We start from the raw sequence: 15,242 nt of genomic DNA on the forward strand, positions 1-15,242 counted from the left end.
TATCCATCAGGCTCAATTGCTACCATAAAAATTGGCATTGCTTAATCCAACTATGAATCGAAGATCTTGACAATGCCACAAGCCAAGTACAGGTAAATTTTGTGATTGCCAGAAAGAGTAGATTCATACCGCTAATCAGCAACGCCCAAAAAATTTCCATATATATATACATAAATCATAAATAGATAGACATCATGTCTTCACTTGACCTCCTATCCCTCTCAGGCCAATTGTTCCTCCCCATAAGCCTTGACTTTGGCCCATCCATCCTCTGAACTTGTAAACTTATATGAAAATACTTATCAATCCAGTTTTTTAAGTATTGTTGAGTTTTGTGTGACTGCAAGACCCTCCCTCAGGGTAAAAGTAATGTAAATGCCTGCACACCAAGGAAGAGAGCCGACCTTGAATTATTGTTAACTCCGACCAAAAGCGTCGTTAGGCAAGACCTATAATGCACGTTGAGAACTCCATCAAGGCAGTCTCCATCACGGTTCTAGTCTAGTTTTTAGGTTAGATAAGTGATCTGGATTGTGGTCTTCTGTCAAGTAGATGCTTAGAGTACAGAGTTACAAAGCTCAATCTGGTCTCATGAACTTGTGGTTTAAGCCCGTTCTACCTAGCTATTCGGCAGTCAAGCCCATCAGCAAGAGAAGCCAGTTACCCTCTGGTAACTACCGGGATGGAGTAATCCTCGTTCCTTGTTCAAAGAGAGGAGAATCTCGATGACAATTAGTCCAACAGAGCGAGGGAAAAAGGTCAGGGTTGCTGTAGATAACGATCCAGTGCCAACATCCTTTGAGAAGTGGGCACAACCGGGTCACTTTGACCGCACCCTAGCCCGAGGGCCCAAAACCACAACCTGGATTTGGAACCTCCACGCCAACGCTCACGATTTTGATAGCCATACTAGCGACTTAGAAGACGTATCTCGCAAAATTTTTAGCGCACATTTCGGCCATTTAGCCGTTGTGTTCGTCTGGCTGAGCGGAATGTACTTCCATGGTGCCCGCTTTTCAAACTATGAAGCTTGGTTAGGCAACCCCACTGCAATCAAACCCAGTGCTCAGGTTGTCTGGCCAATTGTGGGTCAAGAAATTTTGAATGCAGATGTCGGCGGCGGCTTCCACGGGATTCAAATCACCTCCGGGTTATTTTATCTGTGGCGCGCCAATGGCATTACAAATTCTTACCAGCTTTACTGCACAGCGATTGGTGGCCTCGTTATGGCTGCCTTGATGCTATTCGCCGGTTGGTTCCACTATCACAAAGCGGCTCCCAAACTGGAATGGTTCCAGAATGCTGAGTCAATGATGAACCATCACCTGGCTGTCTTACTGGGTTGTGGCTGTTTGGGTTATGCAGGGCAACAAATTCATGTTTCCCTCCCGATTACAGCTTGCCTAGATGCGATTGATGCTGGGAAGCCCTTGACCATCGGCGGCAAGTTGATTAAAGCAGCCGCAGACATTCCCCTGCCTCATGAGTGGATTCTCAAGCCCGGTCTAATGGCAGAACTGTATCCCAGCTTTGCCAAGGGACTGACTCCATTCTTTACCCTTAACTGGGGTGCTTATTCTGACTTCCTTACCTTTAAGGGAGGGCTGAACCCCGTGACCGGTAGCCTGTGGCTGTCTGATACGGCTCACCATCACTTGGCTCTGGCAGTGCTATTTATTGTTGCGGGTCACATGTACCGCACCAACTGGGGCATTGGTCACAGCATGAAGGAAATTCTGGAGGCTCACAAGGGTCCCTTCACTGGTGAAGGACACAAGGGTCTTTATGAAATCCTGACCACCTCGTGGCATGCTCAGTTGGCAATCAACTTGGCGCTGGTAGGCTCTCTGAGCATTATCGTGGCTCAGCACATGTATGCCATGCCTCCCTATCCCTACATGGCAACGGACTACTCCACGCAGTTGTCACTGTTTACCCACCATATGTGGTTAGGCGGTCTTCTTTGTCGTCGGTGGTGCGGCTCACGGTGCCATCTTCATGGTGCGGGACTACGACCCCGTCGTAAGCCAGAACAATTTGCTGGATCGGGTCATTCGCCATCGGGATGCAATTATCTCCCATCTGAACTGGGTCTGTATCTTCTTGGGCTTCCATAGCTTCGGTCTGTATATCCATAACGACACGATGCGTGCCTTTGGACGTCCCCAAGACTTGTTCTCAGACACGGGCATTCAGTTGCAGCCGATCTTTGCTCAGTGGATTCAGCATATCCATGCCTTAGCTCCTGGTGGAACGGCACCCAATGCCTTAGCCTCTGTCAGTCCAGCTTTTGGTGGCGACATTATTGCAGTGGGTGGCAAGGTTGCCATGATGCCCATTGCCCTGGGGACAGCAGACTTCATGGTGCATCACATCCATGCCTTCACGATCCATGTGACGGTGTTGATTTTGCTTAAGGGTGTCTTGTTTGCCCGCAGTTCACGTCTGATTCCTGATAAAGCGAACCTTGGTTTCCGGTTCCCCTGTGATGGTCCCGGTCGGGGTGGTACTTGCCAGGTTTCTGGGTGGGATCATGTCTTCCTCGGTCTGTTCTGGATGTACAACTGCATCTCTGTGGTGATCTTCCACTTCAGTTGGAAAATGCAGTCTGATGTCTGGGGCACTCTTGATCCGGACGGTACGGTCTCCCACATTACTGGTGGTAATTTCGCCCAAAGTGCGATCACGATCAACGGTTGGTTGCGTGATTTCCTGTGGGCACAGGCTTCCCAAGTCATTAATTCCTACGGTTCGGCTCTCTCCGCCTACGGTCTAATGTTCTTGGGTGCTCACTTCGTGTGGGCTTTCAGTTTGATGTTCCTGTTCAGTGGCCGTGGCTACTGGCAAGAACTGATTGAATCCATCGTCTGGGCTCACAATAAGTTGAAAGTTGCACCCGCCATTCAACCACGTGCTCTGAGCATTATTCAGGGTCGGGCTGTTGGGGTTGCTCACTACCTCTTAGGAGGAATTGCCACCACCTGGGCATTCTTCTTAGCTCGCATGGGTGCTATAGGATAACGCCAAGGAGGATTCAGTTAGAACTATGGCAACTAAATTCCCCAAATTTAGCCAAGACTTGGCCCAAGATCCGACAACTCGTCGGATTTGGTACGGGATTGCCACAGCCCACGATTTTGAAAGCCATGATGGCATGACGGAAGAGAATCTTTACCAAAAGATCTTCGCTTCCCACTTCGGCCACATTGCCATCATTTTTCTGTGGGCATCGGGTAGCCTGTTCCATGTCGCTTGGCAAGGTAACTTTGAGCAGTGGATCAAAGATCCACTGAATATCCGTCCCATCGCCCATGCGATTTGGGACCCTCAATTTGGTAAGGGAGCGATTGACGCATTTACCCAAGCGGGTGCCTCTTACCCCGTGGACATCTCCTACTCTGGGGTCTATCACTGGTGGTACACCCAAGGGATGCGTACAAATGGAGATCTCTACAGCGGTGCTCTATTTCTGTTGATACTGTCGGCAACGTTCCTGTTTGCTGGTTGGTTGCATCTCCAACCCAAGTTTCGGCCTAGCCTGGCTTGGTTCAAGAATGCTGAGTCTCGCCTCAACCACCACCTGGCAGGTTTGTTTGGGGTTAGCTCCCTGGCTTGGACAGGTCACCTCGTTCATGTGGCCATTCCAGAATCTCGGGGTCAGCACGTTGGCTGGGATAATTTCCTGACGACATTGCCCCATCCCGCTGGTTTGGCTCCGTTCTTCACGGGTAACTGGGGGGTATACGCCCAGAATCCTGATACGGCCAGCCATGTGTTTGGTACCTCTCAGGGTGCAGGCACTGCGATTCTCACCTTCTTAGGTGGGTTCCATCCCCAAACCGAGTCTCTCTGGTTGACGGATATGGCTCACCATCATTTGGCGATCGCCGTCATCTTTATTGTTGCTGGCCATATGTACCGGACGAACTTCGGGATTGGTCACAGCATCAAAGAGATTCAAGAAGCCCATAACCCACCCAAGGGCACTCCCTTTGGCGGCATGATCGGTGAAGGTCATAAAGGAATTTACGACACCTATAACAACTCACTGCACTTCCAACTGGGATGGCACTTGGCTTGTTTGGGTGTGATAACCTCCGTGGTGGCTCAACACATGTATTCCATGCCACCTTATGCCTTTATGGCGAAGGACTTCACGACCCAGGCAGCCCTCTATACCCATCACCAGTACATCGCTGGGTTCTTGATGGTGGGTGCGTTTGCTCACGGTGCGATCTTTTTCGTCAGGGACTACGATCCCGAATCGAATAAGAACAACGTGCTAGCTCGGATGCTGGAGCACAAAGAAGTCCTGATCTCTCACCTGAGTTGGGTTTCTTTGTTCTTGGGTTTCCATACCTTGGGCTTGTATGTCCACAACGATGTTGTCGTAGCCTTTGGGACGCCTGAGAAGCAAATTCTGGTTGAACCCGTATTTGCTCAATTCATTCAGGCTGCCCATGGCAAGCTACTCTATGGGTTTGATACCCTGCTATCGAACTCCAGCAGCCTTGCTTCAACCGCCTGGCCCAACTACGGTAACGTTTGGTTACCCGGTTGGTTAGATGCCATTAACAGTGGGAGCAACTCTCTGTTCCTCACCATTGGCCCTGGAGATTTCCTGGTTCACCATGCGATCGCCCTGGGTCTGCATACCACCACCTTGATCTTGGTGAAAGGTGCGTTGGATGCTCGTGGTTCGAAGCTGATGCCCGATAAAAAACGATTTCGGCTACAGCTTCCCCTGTGATGGTCCTGGTCGGGGGGGTACCTGCGATATCTCAGCGTGGGATTCCTTTTACCTGGCAATGTTCTGGATGCTGAATACCATTGGTTGGGTCACCTTCTACTGGCACTGGAAGCATCTCGGTATCTGGTCGGGTAACGTAGCTCAGTTCAATGAAAGCTCAACCTACCTCATGGGTTGGCTACGGGATTACCTGTGGCTATACTCGGGTCCACTGATCAATGGCTATAACCCCTTTGGCACCACCAATTTGTCCGTCTGGGCTTGGATGTTCTTGCTCGGTCACTTGGTGTGGGCTACTGGATTTATGTTCTTGATCTCCTGGAGAGGTTACTGGCAAGAACTGATCGAAACCCTGGTTTGGGCTCACGAGCGCACCCCTCTGGCGAACTTAATTCGCTGGAAGGACAAGCCAGTGGCACTGTCTATCGTCCAAGCTCGCTTGGTCGGTCTGGCTCACTTCACCGTTGGCTACATTGTCACCTATGCAGCCTTTGTGATTGCTTCGACGGCGGCTAAGTACGGCTAGCCCCGGCGCTAGTTTGACTGCATGAATCCCCTGCCCCTGTGGTGGGGGATTTTTGCATCATCTGTGTCTGGAGTTCAGTAGGATCAGATCAGAGAGTTGGTGAGGAAGCAATGGCTGTCGATCCGATGGATTTAATTGAGACGGGAGATGAGGAGCCGGAGGATCAGGCGGGTCAATCAGGGTCCCCTGGGGAGCAGCGTAAAAGTCAACTGAACAATGTGGTCGCCATTACCGTGGCATTGTTGGCGACTTTTATGGGAATTTGTTCCGTCAAAGCTGGCAACATTGCCCAAGAAATGCAGCAGGCACAGGCTGACAAGATTGACTACTGGGCTTGGTATCAAGCTCGCAATATCCGCCTGCAAATTGGGCAGGCAACGCTAGATCAATTAAAACTGGCTGCCATCACCCAGCCTCCAGCACTGCGACCCGCCTATCAAAAGCAGATTCTGGCCTACCAGGAATTTGTCAAGAGCCAGGCGGAAAAAATGTCGAGCCTTCAGACCAAGGCGGAGGGATTTCAGACAGCCTACGCAGCCTTAAATGATCATGATGACCAGTTTGATCTCTCAGAAGCTGCCTTAACCTTGGCGATCGCCCTGCTGGCACTGACCTCCCTGTCGCAAAAACGCTGGCTCTATGGACTGGCAATGTTTCCTACGGCAATTGGCATCTTGATGGGATTGGCAGGGCTCTGTGGTTGGCAACTGCACCCAGGCAGTGTGAGTCAGCTCCTCTCGCAGCAACCTGTGGTTCAACCTGTGGCGATGAAATTGGCCTATGACCCTGGCAATTGATTTTGGCACCAGCAACACCGTTGTCGGTCGCTGGAATGCAGTCACCCAAAAACCTGAAACCCTGAGTTTACCGGGTTTATCAATGCGTATGGGGCAAAATCCCCCCTTGATTCCCAGTCTGGTTTATGTGGAAGATGCTGCCCTCCATCAGGTAGTGGTCGGACAGACCGTGTGCGATCGCGGATTGGATCTGGCTGCTGATCCACGGTTTTTTCGCAACTTTAAGCGAGGAATTGGCAGTTCTATCCAGGGGTTTTTACCCGAACTTGATGGACAGACCGTTGATTTCAACCAGGTTGGACACCAGTTTTTTACGCCAGGTGATTGCTGGAATTCGGGCGTTGCCACTCCCCGTAGACTCCCTGGTGTTCACCGTTCCGGTGGATAGTTTTGAAACTTATCGCCATTGGTTGGGGCAGTTAAGCCAATCGTTGCAGGTGGAGCGGGTACAAATGATCGACGAACCAACGGCGGCGGCACTAGGCTATCAGATGCTGGGGCAGGAGTTGCTACTGGTGATTGACTTTGGCGGTGGCACCCTTGATTTGTCTTTAGTGCAGCTGGCAACCGGAACATCAACAGCCTCAAGGCCCTTGGGGTTGATTCTCAAGTGGGGAAATCAGCAATTAGCGGAGCGTTCCGGACAGCAACCCAAAATAGCACGGGTTTTGGCAAAGGCTGGACAGAACTTCGGCGGTAGCGACATTGATTACTGGATTACCGATCATCTTTGTAGCACGCTGGGACTCACCCCATCCCCCTTGATTACCCGTCTGGCTGAACGGCTGAAAATTCAGCTGTCCCTTCAGACCCAAGGGAGTGAGGTCTATTTTGATCCGCAAACCTTTGATAGCTATGAACTCTTCTTGGATCGGTCGCAGTTGGAGCAGATTCTTCAAAGCCATGGGGTTTTTTCAGCGTCTGGATGAGAGTATGAGCCAGATTGCCCAGCAAGCACGTCGTCAGGGGGTAGAGCTATCTGAGATTGGGGCGGTGCTGATGGTGGGGGGAACGGCGCAAATGCCCGCCGTGCAAACCTGGATGCAGCAATATTTTGATTCGGGGAAAATTCGCTGCGATCGCCCCTTTGAAGCCATTGCCCAGGGTGCTCTACAACTGGCTCAGGGCTTTGAATTACAGGACTTTCTCTACCATAGCTATGGAATTCGCTATTGGGATCGTCGCCAAAATCGCCACAACTGGCATCGCTTGATTCCCTCAGGACAAGCTTACCCCATGGCAGAACCCGTGGAACTGGTTCTCGGTGCTTCTGCGGCCAATCAACCCAGCATTGAATTAGTGATTGGAGAGTTGGGAGCAGCAGCCTGTGGTACGGAAATTTACTTTGATGGTGATCGTCTTGTCACCCGCACCTTAGGCAGTGACCAGACTGCTGTTCAGCCCCTAAATGATCGGGAGGGGGGACGAAGTATTGCCACCCTCGATCCCCTGGGCTATCCCGGCAGTGATCGGATTAAGGTGCAGTTTTACATCGACAACCAGCGTTTCTTGAGGATGACCGTTAAGGATCTCTTGACAGCGAGAACCCTAGTGGCAGATCAAGCCGTGGTGCAGTTGAGTTAAACCACCGTCAGATCCATAAATGCCTGGATTAAGCCTCAAATAGCCATTGCTGAACCCGACTTAAGCTCTTCCAGTCGGGTTGACGACCAAGACCCTCAGCGATGTTTTGCTGAATTTCATCCCGCAGTTCCGGTACCGCCAATATCAGCTGTCCTGCAAGTTCAATGTGTTCCCGCACCCCCTTTTGGGAGGTCTCAAGCATTGCCAGAGCGAGATTTACCCGAGCCTGGGGATCTTGAGGATTCAACTTCACTGCCTTTTGAGCTGCTTTATAGGCTTGACTAGGCTTTTGGGTCAGCAAATATAACCAAGCCAAACAGGTCCAGGCGGTACTACTTTTCGGGGAGCGATCGCACACTTCTTTGAAGAGCGGAATCAAGGCTTCAGGATCTTCCCCAGCCTTGTAGCGTTCAACACCACTATCAAAGAGGGCTTCAATGGTCTGAGTCATGGAGAGATTACGCAGAGAACGACTTACCACAACCACAGGTCTGGTTGGCGTTGGGATTGGTGAATTGGAACCCGCCCCCAATCATGGCATCACTGTAGTCTAGAACCAATCCATAGAGATACAACATACTCTTGCGATCGCAGACAACTTTGAAGCCCTCGTAGTCATCGACTTCATCGGATTCTTGAATATTGCTGGGATCTTCAAAAGTCATGGTGTAGGACATGCCGGAGCAGCCTCCCTGACGCACACCCACACGCAGGCAGAGATCAGTACCCTGTTTCTCACGGAGGGCGATGACCTGATTCAGGGACGCATCGGTCATTTGAATACTACGTTTCGGAGTTTGAGTTGCTGTAGTCATGGGTTCGGTGTAACTCCCTGGTGATGGTTCAACCAAAATGCCAAAATGCAATCCAGCACTTCACAGGACAAAGACTTGCCTTTCCATTGTATCGGGGGAATTCAACGAATGAATCACTAAGAATCACATTTGCTGAACCGGGAGCATCCCACTTTGGAAGAAAGGTAACGGTCGGCGATATCAATAGGGTCAGATTTACCAGAGACACCAGACGTGGTTGGCTCTATTAGTTTAGATGGCGGCAAAGTCTGCTTACCCTTGCCCATTCTCGGGGAAGCTAGCTATTGGAGAGACTATAAAGCTCCCTGACTGAATGAGCATTGGGTGAGAGCCTGTTTTAGAAATGACCTGAATCTGACGGACTGGATTCAGGCTCATCGATTGGCATACCCCTTGGTCTGGAGTCTGTTCTAGATTTATTGAAGAATGCAGTATGCAATGCCTATCAGAACTTATGTACTTATTTACTTATCTGCGGCAACATGCTTCGCGTATTGTCAATTATCCTGATCTTCAATCCATGGCTCTCTATCCCATCCCCATTGGTTCTGGAGCCGTTGAGTCTGTGAAATTACTCCAGTTGACGACTTGCAAGACTAGCAAATAATCCTTGCTCAGACATTAACTCAGCAAACGTACCACATTGAACAATTTGACCTCGATCCATCACATAAATACGGTTGGCTTTGCGAATTGTGCTGAGTCGATGTGCCACAACAATGCGGGTGGCTTGCAGTTGACTCAGAGTATCTGTAATACTTGCTTGAGTTTGATTATCAAGAGCACTTGTTGCCTCATCAAAAAAGATAATTTTAGGGTTATGACCTAAGGCTCTGGCAATCATCAGACGCTGAATTTGTCCACCAGAAAAATTGTTACCACTCTCATTAATCCGAGTTTCAAGTTGCATTGGTAAGGCAGCAACTTCATCGGCTAGATTTGCTTTTTCTAAGGCTTCCCATACCTGTTCACGACTAATATCCTCACCACAGGAAATATTTTCGTAGATTGAACCAGATAGTAGACGGGAATGCTGAAGAACAAGACCAATCTGACGGCGAATTAAAGGCAAGTCCAGTTGGCTTAATTCCTGATGATCATAGTATATTGCTCCCGCTTCTGGTTGGTCAAAGCCAAGCAACAGTCGAAACAGGGTTGATTTACCTGACCCGGATGGACCAATAATAGCAACAAACTCTCCAGGAGAAGCCTCAATATTAACTTGATTTAAGGTGAAGGGTTGATCGACATTGTACCGATAACACAACTGGATCACCTGTATATACCCTTGCAGTTGACCAGGGTTACGGCAATCGGCTTTGATTTCCAGCTGTGCTTTTAAAATAGGTTCAACCTGTCGCCACAGAGTGACTACCGGGAGAAGCGAGACCAATGTGTAGGTAAACTGAGTTGCATTTTGGAAAAAATTAGTATACAGAATATTAAAGCCAATAAATGTTCCAGTCAGGATATTCCCTTGCTCTAAGTTAAAGCCAATTACACCAAACAAAATTGCTGTACTTGCTATTGTCGAACCGTGGTTAATTAATCTCAGACTATCTCCCCAGGTTTGAGTTCTTAAAATAAGCTGTTGCCGTTTACTGTATAGTTCACTCCAGGTGAGAAACGCTCTGGGTACTGCTCCAGTGACTTGGAGGGTAGTAACTCCCGAAATAAACTGAACAATCATTCCATAAAGATTACCTGTCATCTGGCGCATTTCTTCATGTATCTTCAGAATGAAATAGGCATGAATTAATGTAGCAATGGTAATTAAGCTGATCAATCCAACAGCTATCCAAGTTAAGGTGGGATTGTATAGAAACATCATGCCAACATTAGTTAAGGATATAACTCCTGAAATAATTGCCTGTAATGTTGAGCCAGTTAGCAATTTTCTGATTTCAGTTACACTGAAAACTCGATTCGTTAACCCACCACTGGAATACTGACGATAAAAATTCATCGGTAGATCAAGTACTCGATCCCAAACAGCTGATTGCGTATCAAATTCTGCCCATGTTTCTACTCTAAGTAAGATCATACTTTGAATAAACTGAAAAAATGCTACTGCGATCGCCGACCCAATTAATCCCATTCCGAGCTGAGCAAGCAATCCATAGTTTGAATCTGGAATTGCCTGGTCAATTAATATGTGATAAAACTGTGCTGGAATATGGACAAGTAAAATCTGTATAAATAGTGCGAATACCAAAATCAAACCTAGATCTAACCATTTACCATAAAGTGCAAAGCTAACTAAATCCCAGGCTCTTTGTAACTCACGTCTAAGCGGACGTGTAAAAATAAATGCAACGTCACTAATCTTACCGGCAACGTCTTCATTGATTAAAGAAAATTTTTTTGTACTGGGGTCAAATACTTTATAGATTCTACCTGATTGAGGGATTAAAGCAATGGGTTCTTGCTTTTCCCGCCAATAGCTCAACAGAAAACCTGAGTCTTTAACCCACCATTTTCCTAACAATTTAACGGCTCGCATACGAATTCGCGAAGCTCTGGAAATCTGTTGTAAATTCTCTTTTAATGATTGATTTCTGTTAACTAAATTCGTAGCAAACTTAATCCCTATCTTGTCGCCGATCTTTTTTAGTGAAGCAGATAATGGATCAGCATCTCGATTATTTATTTCGTCGCCTGATAAAACGTCTTTAAGCTTACAGTATGCACTTTCAATATTCTTAAAATTATGATAACCATAGTCGTGTAAACTTTTTTTCTCCTGTTCAATTCTTTCCGTGTGTATCTTACTAAGCCAGCTTAGGTATTGGGAATGAATCCATTGCAAGCCAAGTATTTGAGATTCATTTCCTAAGTAATCAGGTTCAATAATTTTCAGTTTTGCTGATGTTATTGCCTCAATCCTTGTGCTATGAGTAACTGGAATAGGCAGTCCGATCGGTAAATCTACATAGCCCTGCCAGCGAATATTTCCCTGAACAGCTGCTATCCAGTTACAACCTCCCGCATCAGTACGAAATAACTCACCTGATTTTAATTCATTGATATTTTCATCTGTGATTGCTAACTGTGCTGGATTCGACAACAAAGGCTGCATAGTTCCATACAGGGTTTCAAGCCATCTTGCTATGGTCTGATTTCTAAATTCAGCCTCTATCGGATAGATTATTCCTTCACCTAAAGTTTGAACAAACAAACTGAATTCCTTGCAAGCAGGTAATCCATATATGACTAATCCAGGGGGGATATTGAGTAATCTGTATCTTCTTTTGCTGCCTGCAGAAGTATAAAATAATATGGCAAAACCATTTTCCAAAGACCAGGTTTGAGCTGGTTTTCCAGTCAGCTCAAATGTATTACCAATGACCATAAGTATTAAGAATTAATTACAGAAATTTTTAGCTATTGGCATGTATAGCATACTTCAATAAATACAGGCATGCTAAATGTTTAAGATTTCAACAAATAGTAGGCTGAGGGTATGCCCTAAATTTTACCCCCCAGCCAATGGAAACGCTCGAACAATTTAATCAACTGGGTGCATGTTACTTTGGAAGGTGCATAATTGGGGTGTCAGTGCAACGAGGTAGCTAAAATCTTATAAATATAAATACCATGCTTTATAACGGTTTCTGGTAAGGGCACCTCGAAAAACAGAAAGAATTCATGACAATAGCGAGGACAAGGCAGGATCTGTTTGAAGCTAGAGATAGGCTGGAAGAGAGTCAGGGATGGGCAAAGGCTTTAGCAGAATTGAGAAACGCCGACAACGACTAGAAGCGTGTCAGGACAAATTGAGAGACCTCAACGAGATAGTGCCGTGGGAGGTATTGCGCTAAGTCCTAGAGCAACTGCCAAGGCAAGCTCGCAAAAGCTCAGGTGGACGGAAAGCCATCGACCCGCTGATCTTGTTCAAACTCTTAATTTTGAAGCAACTCTATAACTTCAGCAACGAAGAAGTGGAATACCAAGCACACGACCAAGGGTGATTCCGACGGTTTGTGGGCTTGTGTGGAGGAGGGGAGATTCCGGACGCGACGACCCTTGGAGGGTTTGACCAGCGATTGAGACAAGCCAGACTTATTGAAGTGGTCTTTGAGGAATTTGCAGGATTTCTGCGGCAGTCAGAGTATGAGGCGTAAGGGGGGCAAATCATCAATGCCACCCTAATCCCAGTGCCAATCCAGCGCATCAGCCGAGAGGAAAACAAACAGATTAAAATGTAAATATACTACACTCTCTTGTCAAGTTGGCGGGGATGGCAGCAGTGTGTTCAGCCTGTGTCAATACTCTGGAGATTGTCCCGTTAGAATGGGTTGAGTCGTTTGTTAAACCATGAAAAAAACCTCGGAGTGAGGGCAGTCTGAGGGCAGGGCTGTTTCATTCTAAATTTTAGTATTTTATGCATCTACGAGAATGCGCGATTCTAGACTTCAGAGGTTTTATCTCTCGATCGCTGAAATGCTCAAAAATCGTTACCTCTATTTAGAATGAAATTCCCCTGGTCTGAGGGAGGGAATGAAGTTGATTCAAAGCGGGTTGTTAGAATTACAGGTTGGTAGTATTAACCTTTATATGTGACCCCTTTAGGAGCATTCTTTAACCACCTGGGAACAAACTGGCTGGAGGATGAGGTAGAGGCTTGATTTGGATCAATATCATTACTTGCCTTAACAGATTTGGTTTCCTCAACTTTGTTTGTCGGAATAAGAGACTCAATCATGGGAATTTCCATCCCCTCAACTTGACCAGCAGCAGCGGATCCCCACTCTACCCTTAAATAGCCTGCTTTGACATCGCCGCTATAGCCCGCAGCCTGAATTCCTCTCACAAAGTCATCCGAAACGCCAGTTGCCCGGTAACCAAGGATCCGGGCATCAGCAGGAACGCCCAAAGCCTGAATTTGTTCAGAAGAAAAAACTTGTCTACAGTGTTACCAACAAATTGCTCACAGATCGGGGTTTGTTGATTAATCTGTAAACCAGAGATACTGGAAGAAAGACTTTGAGGCATATTGCTAAATGAACCGCCGTTGTCCAAGTGCTTCTGTTGTAAATCTTTCAAGCTGGACCACTTGATCATTTCATTAATCATTCCTTGTTGACTAGGAGAGCGGGAAGTGACATTTGAAGGGACGTTTGGAGAGTACGAGGTTGACCTTGAATTGTTAACCATGACACCGATTCCAAGCACGGCCAAAGCTTCGGCAGCAGCACCCTTACCCACGTAAATGGCAGCAGCAGCACCGACAGCAAGAACGCCACCCCCCAAAACTTTTGTTCCGGCTGAGTCTTTAGTATCTATATAAACCTGTTCTGCCCGAGAGACAGTATTTTGCTGAATGTCACGCATTTTCTCAATGTTACTGAAACCGTCGGAGGTTACATCGTAGTACAGCCCCTTAAACGCTTGTCCAACAGTGTAACCAAATTCTAAAACGCGACCCCCCCACTTCACCGAGAAAATCATCAACTGCGCCACCGCCAGCAATGCCCTCTAGCTCTTGCGGGGTGAGTTGCCGTTCAATGTCTTGACCTTCTGTTTCGTTCATAAAGCCTCCTGAGTAATGGTTGAATGATTGATGAACAGTTTGATAATAGTCAACCGATGTGCCAATCCTGTGACTCTAAAATGACTGAACTGTTGATGATGTAACTGTAGGAGGTGGGTGTGGCAGTAGTGTGCTCAGGGTGTGTCAATACTCTGGCGATTTTGCCGTTAGCATGGGTCTGAGAATTGGTCGAACAATGAAAAAGTCCCTGGATCTAGCGATATCCTTAGGGAGTTAATAGAGTGGATCGAACGTGGGCTGAAGATGAATTGCTAAGAGTGCAAGCTGAGAGAGGTCTAAGGCGGATTTCATTTCGCCCATACTGGCAATTAGGGTGAGATCCTGCCCAACCCTTTAGAAGATGCAGGAAGTTTTATCCCTCCTGTAGCAGGTTTCGTTTCCTCAGCATTATTCTGCTGGGTGTTGCCGAGATCGATCAAGGGTACATTCTTGTGGACTATAAGGGTTTCATTATTTCCAGAATTAATTGAGTAATCTACCTGGAGATAGCCCAGCTTGGCATTGTCGTTCAAGCCAGAGTCAGCTTTGAATTCTTTCACGAAATTGGCATCAGCATCTTTGGCACTGACATAGCCAACAACACGGGCATCATCAGGAATACCCATCTTCTGGAGTAGCTCAGCAGAACAAAACTTGTTTACAGTGTTTCCAACAAGCTGCTCACCGATCGGGGACTGTTCATTAATCTGTAAACCAGAGATACTGGAAGAAACACTAGAGATTTGATAGATTGGTACTCCGTCTGAACCATAACTTATAGGTTTAGGCATACTGCCTACAGATCCGCTAGAATTATTGCGACTTGTTAGCTGCGAGAGTGGTATTGCAACAATAGCAACCGCCCCTAGAGTGCTCAAAGAACCAGCGACAGCCGAACCACCAGCGTAAATGGCACCAGCAACCCCAGCAACAACCACACTTCCTCCCCCAATTTTTGCTCCTACGGTATCTTTCGCGGAGTTATAGACATCACTCATGCTGGGGTATTTCGCATCAATTTCTTTTGTTCCAGCGTAATCCCCGGTAGCCATGTAGCCCCGCTTCATTTCACCTTTGCCTACTTCGGAAAGACCAGCGACAATACCCCCACCCACTTTGCCAAAAAAGTCCCCAACCTCGTCCCAAAAGCCGCCTGCAATGCCTTCTAGCTCTTGCGAGGTGAGTTGCCGTTCAATGTCTTGACCTTCTGTCTCGTTCATAAATATTTCCTTAGAAA

General features: G+C 47.4%; 9 protein-coding genes and 3 pseudogenes. 5 read left to right on the plus strand and 7 right to left on the minus strand.

Features of this window, described 5'->3' with window-relative positions; genetic code table 11:
• The first annotated feature begins 725 nt into the window (after positions 1-725).
• The 4 genes and pseudogenes from psaA to DO97_RS30920 all read left to right on the plus strand — a co-directional run bounded on the left by psaA (position 726) and on the right by DO97_RS30920 (position 7,657).
• Positions 726-3,021: pseudogene (psaA, locus tag DO97_RS07530) on the plus strand (photosystem I core protein PsaA).
• A gap of 25 nt (positions 3,022-3,046) precedes the next feature.
• A pseudogene (gene psaB, locus DO97_RS07535) lies at positions 3,047-5,276 on the plus strand (photosystem I core protein PsaB).
• 110 nt (positions 5,277-5,386) lie between these two features.
• Complete coding sequence (locus tag DO97_RS07540; protein WP_052128501.1) at positions 5,387-6,073, plus strand: DUF4337 domain-containing protein; 687 nt, start codon at positions 5,387-5,389, stop codon at positions 6,071-6,073.
• Positions 6,057-7,657 (plus strand): annotated as a pseudogene (locus DO97_RS30920) (Hsp70 family protein). The gene DO97_RS07540 and the pseudogene DO97_RS30920 overlap by 17 nt, the downstream one beginning before the upstream one ends.
• Positions 7,658-7,685: 28 nt before the next feature.
• Here the strand turns inward: DO97_RS30920 and DO97_RS07550 are convergent.
• The 3 genes from DO97_RS07550 to DO97_RS07560 all read right to left on the minus strand — a co-directional run bounded on the left by DO97_RS07550 (position 7,686) and on the right by DO97_RS07560 (position 11,824).
• The gene (locus DO97_RS07550; RefSeq protein ID WP_036532197.1) at positions 7,686-8,108 is read right to left on the minus strand and encodes a tetratricopeptide repeat protein; all 423 of its coding nucleotides are present in this window, start codon (positions 8,106-8,108) and stop codon (positions 7,686-7,688) included.
• A gap of 7 nt (positions 8,109-8,115) precedes the next feature.
• Positions 8,116-8,472 carry a HesB/IscA family protein gene (locus tag DO97_RS07555; protein WP_036532364.1) on the minus strand — a complete coding sequence of 119 codons (357 nt, stop codon included), beginning with the start codon at positions 8,470-8,472 and terminating at the stop codon, positions 8,116-8,118.
• A gap of 571 nt (positions 8,473-9,043) precedes the next feature.
• The gene (locus tag DO97_RS07560; RefSeq protein WP_081980664.1) at positions 9,044-11,824 is read right to left on the minus strand and encodes an NHLP bacteriocin export ABC transporter permease/ATPase subunit; all 2,781 of its coding nucleotides are present in this window, start codon (positions 11,822-11,824) and stop codon (positions 9,044-9,046) included.
• A 481-nt stretch (positions 11,825-12,305) separates the two neighbouring features.
• Here DO97_RS07560 and DO97_RS30160 point away from each other — a divergent pair, with 481 nt between their 5' ends.
• The gene (locus DO97_RS30160; RefSeq protein ID WP_081980665.1) at positions 12,306-12,443 is read left to right on the plus strand and encodes a transposase; all 138 of its coding nucleotides are present in this window, start codon (positions 12,306-12,308) and stop codon (positions 12,441-12,443) included.
• A 575-nt stretch (positions 12,444-13,018) separates the two neighbouring features.
• Here DO97_RS30160 and DO97_RS07565 read toward each other — a convergent pair.
• The 4 genes from DO97_RS07565 to DO97_RS07575 form a co-directional block, all read right to left on the minus strand.
• Complete coding sequence (locus DO97_RS07565; RefSeq protein WP_036532199.1) at positions 13,019-13,285, minus strand: hypothetical protein; 267 nt, start codon at positions 13,283-13,285, stop codon at positions 13,019-13,021.
• A complete protein-coding gene (locus DO97_RS07570; RefSeq protein WP_156120485.1) occupies positions 13,282-13,806 on the minus strand; it encodes a hypothetical protein in 525 nt (174 codons plus the stop codon). The genes DO97_RS07565 and DO97_RS07570 overlap by 4 nt, the downstream gene beginning before the upstream one ends.
• Before the next feature lie 49 nt (positions 13,807-13,855).
• Positions 13,856-14,005 (minus strand): hypothetical protein, encoded by a 150-nt coding sequence (locus DO97_RS23795; RefSeq protein ID WP_156120486.1) that lies wholly within the window; start codon positions 14,003-14,005, stop codon positions 13,856-13,858.
• 329 nt (positions 14,006-14,334) lie between these two features.
• Positions 14,335-15,225, minus strand: a complete 891-nt coding sequence (locus tag DO97_RS07575; protein WP_036532203.1) for a hypothetical protein — start codon at positions 15,223-15,225, stop codon at positions 14,335-14,337.
• Positions 15,226-15,242 lie beyond the last annotated feature (17 nt).

Source organism: Neosynechococcus sphagnicola sy1, assembly GCF_000775285.1.
GTDB lineage: Bacteria > Cyanobacteriota > Cyanobacteriia > Neosynechococcales > Neosynechococcaceae > Neosynechococcus > Neosynechococcus sphagnicola.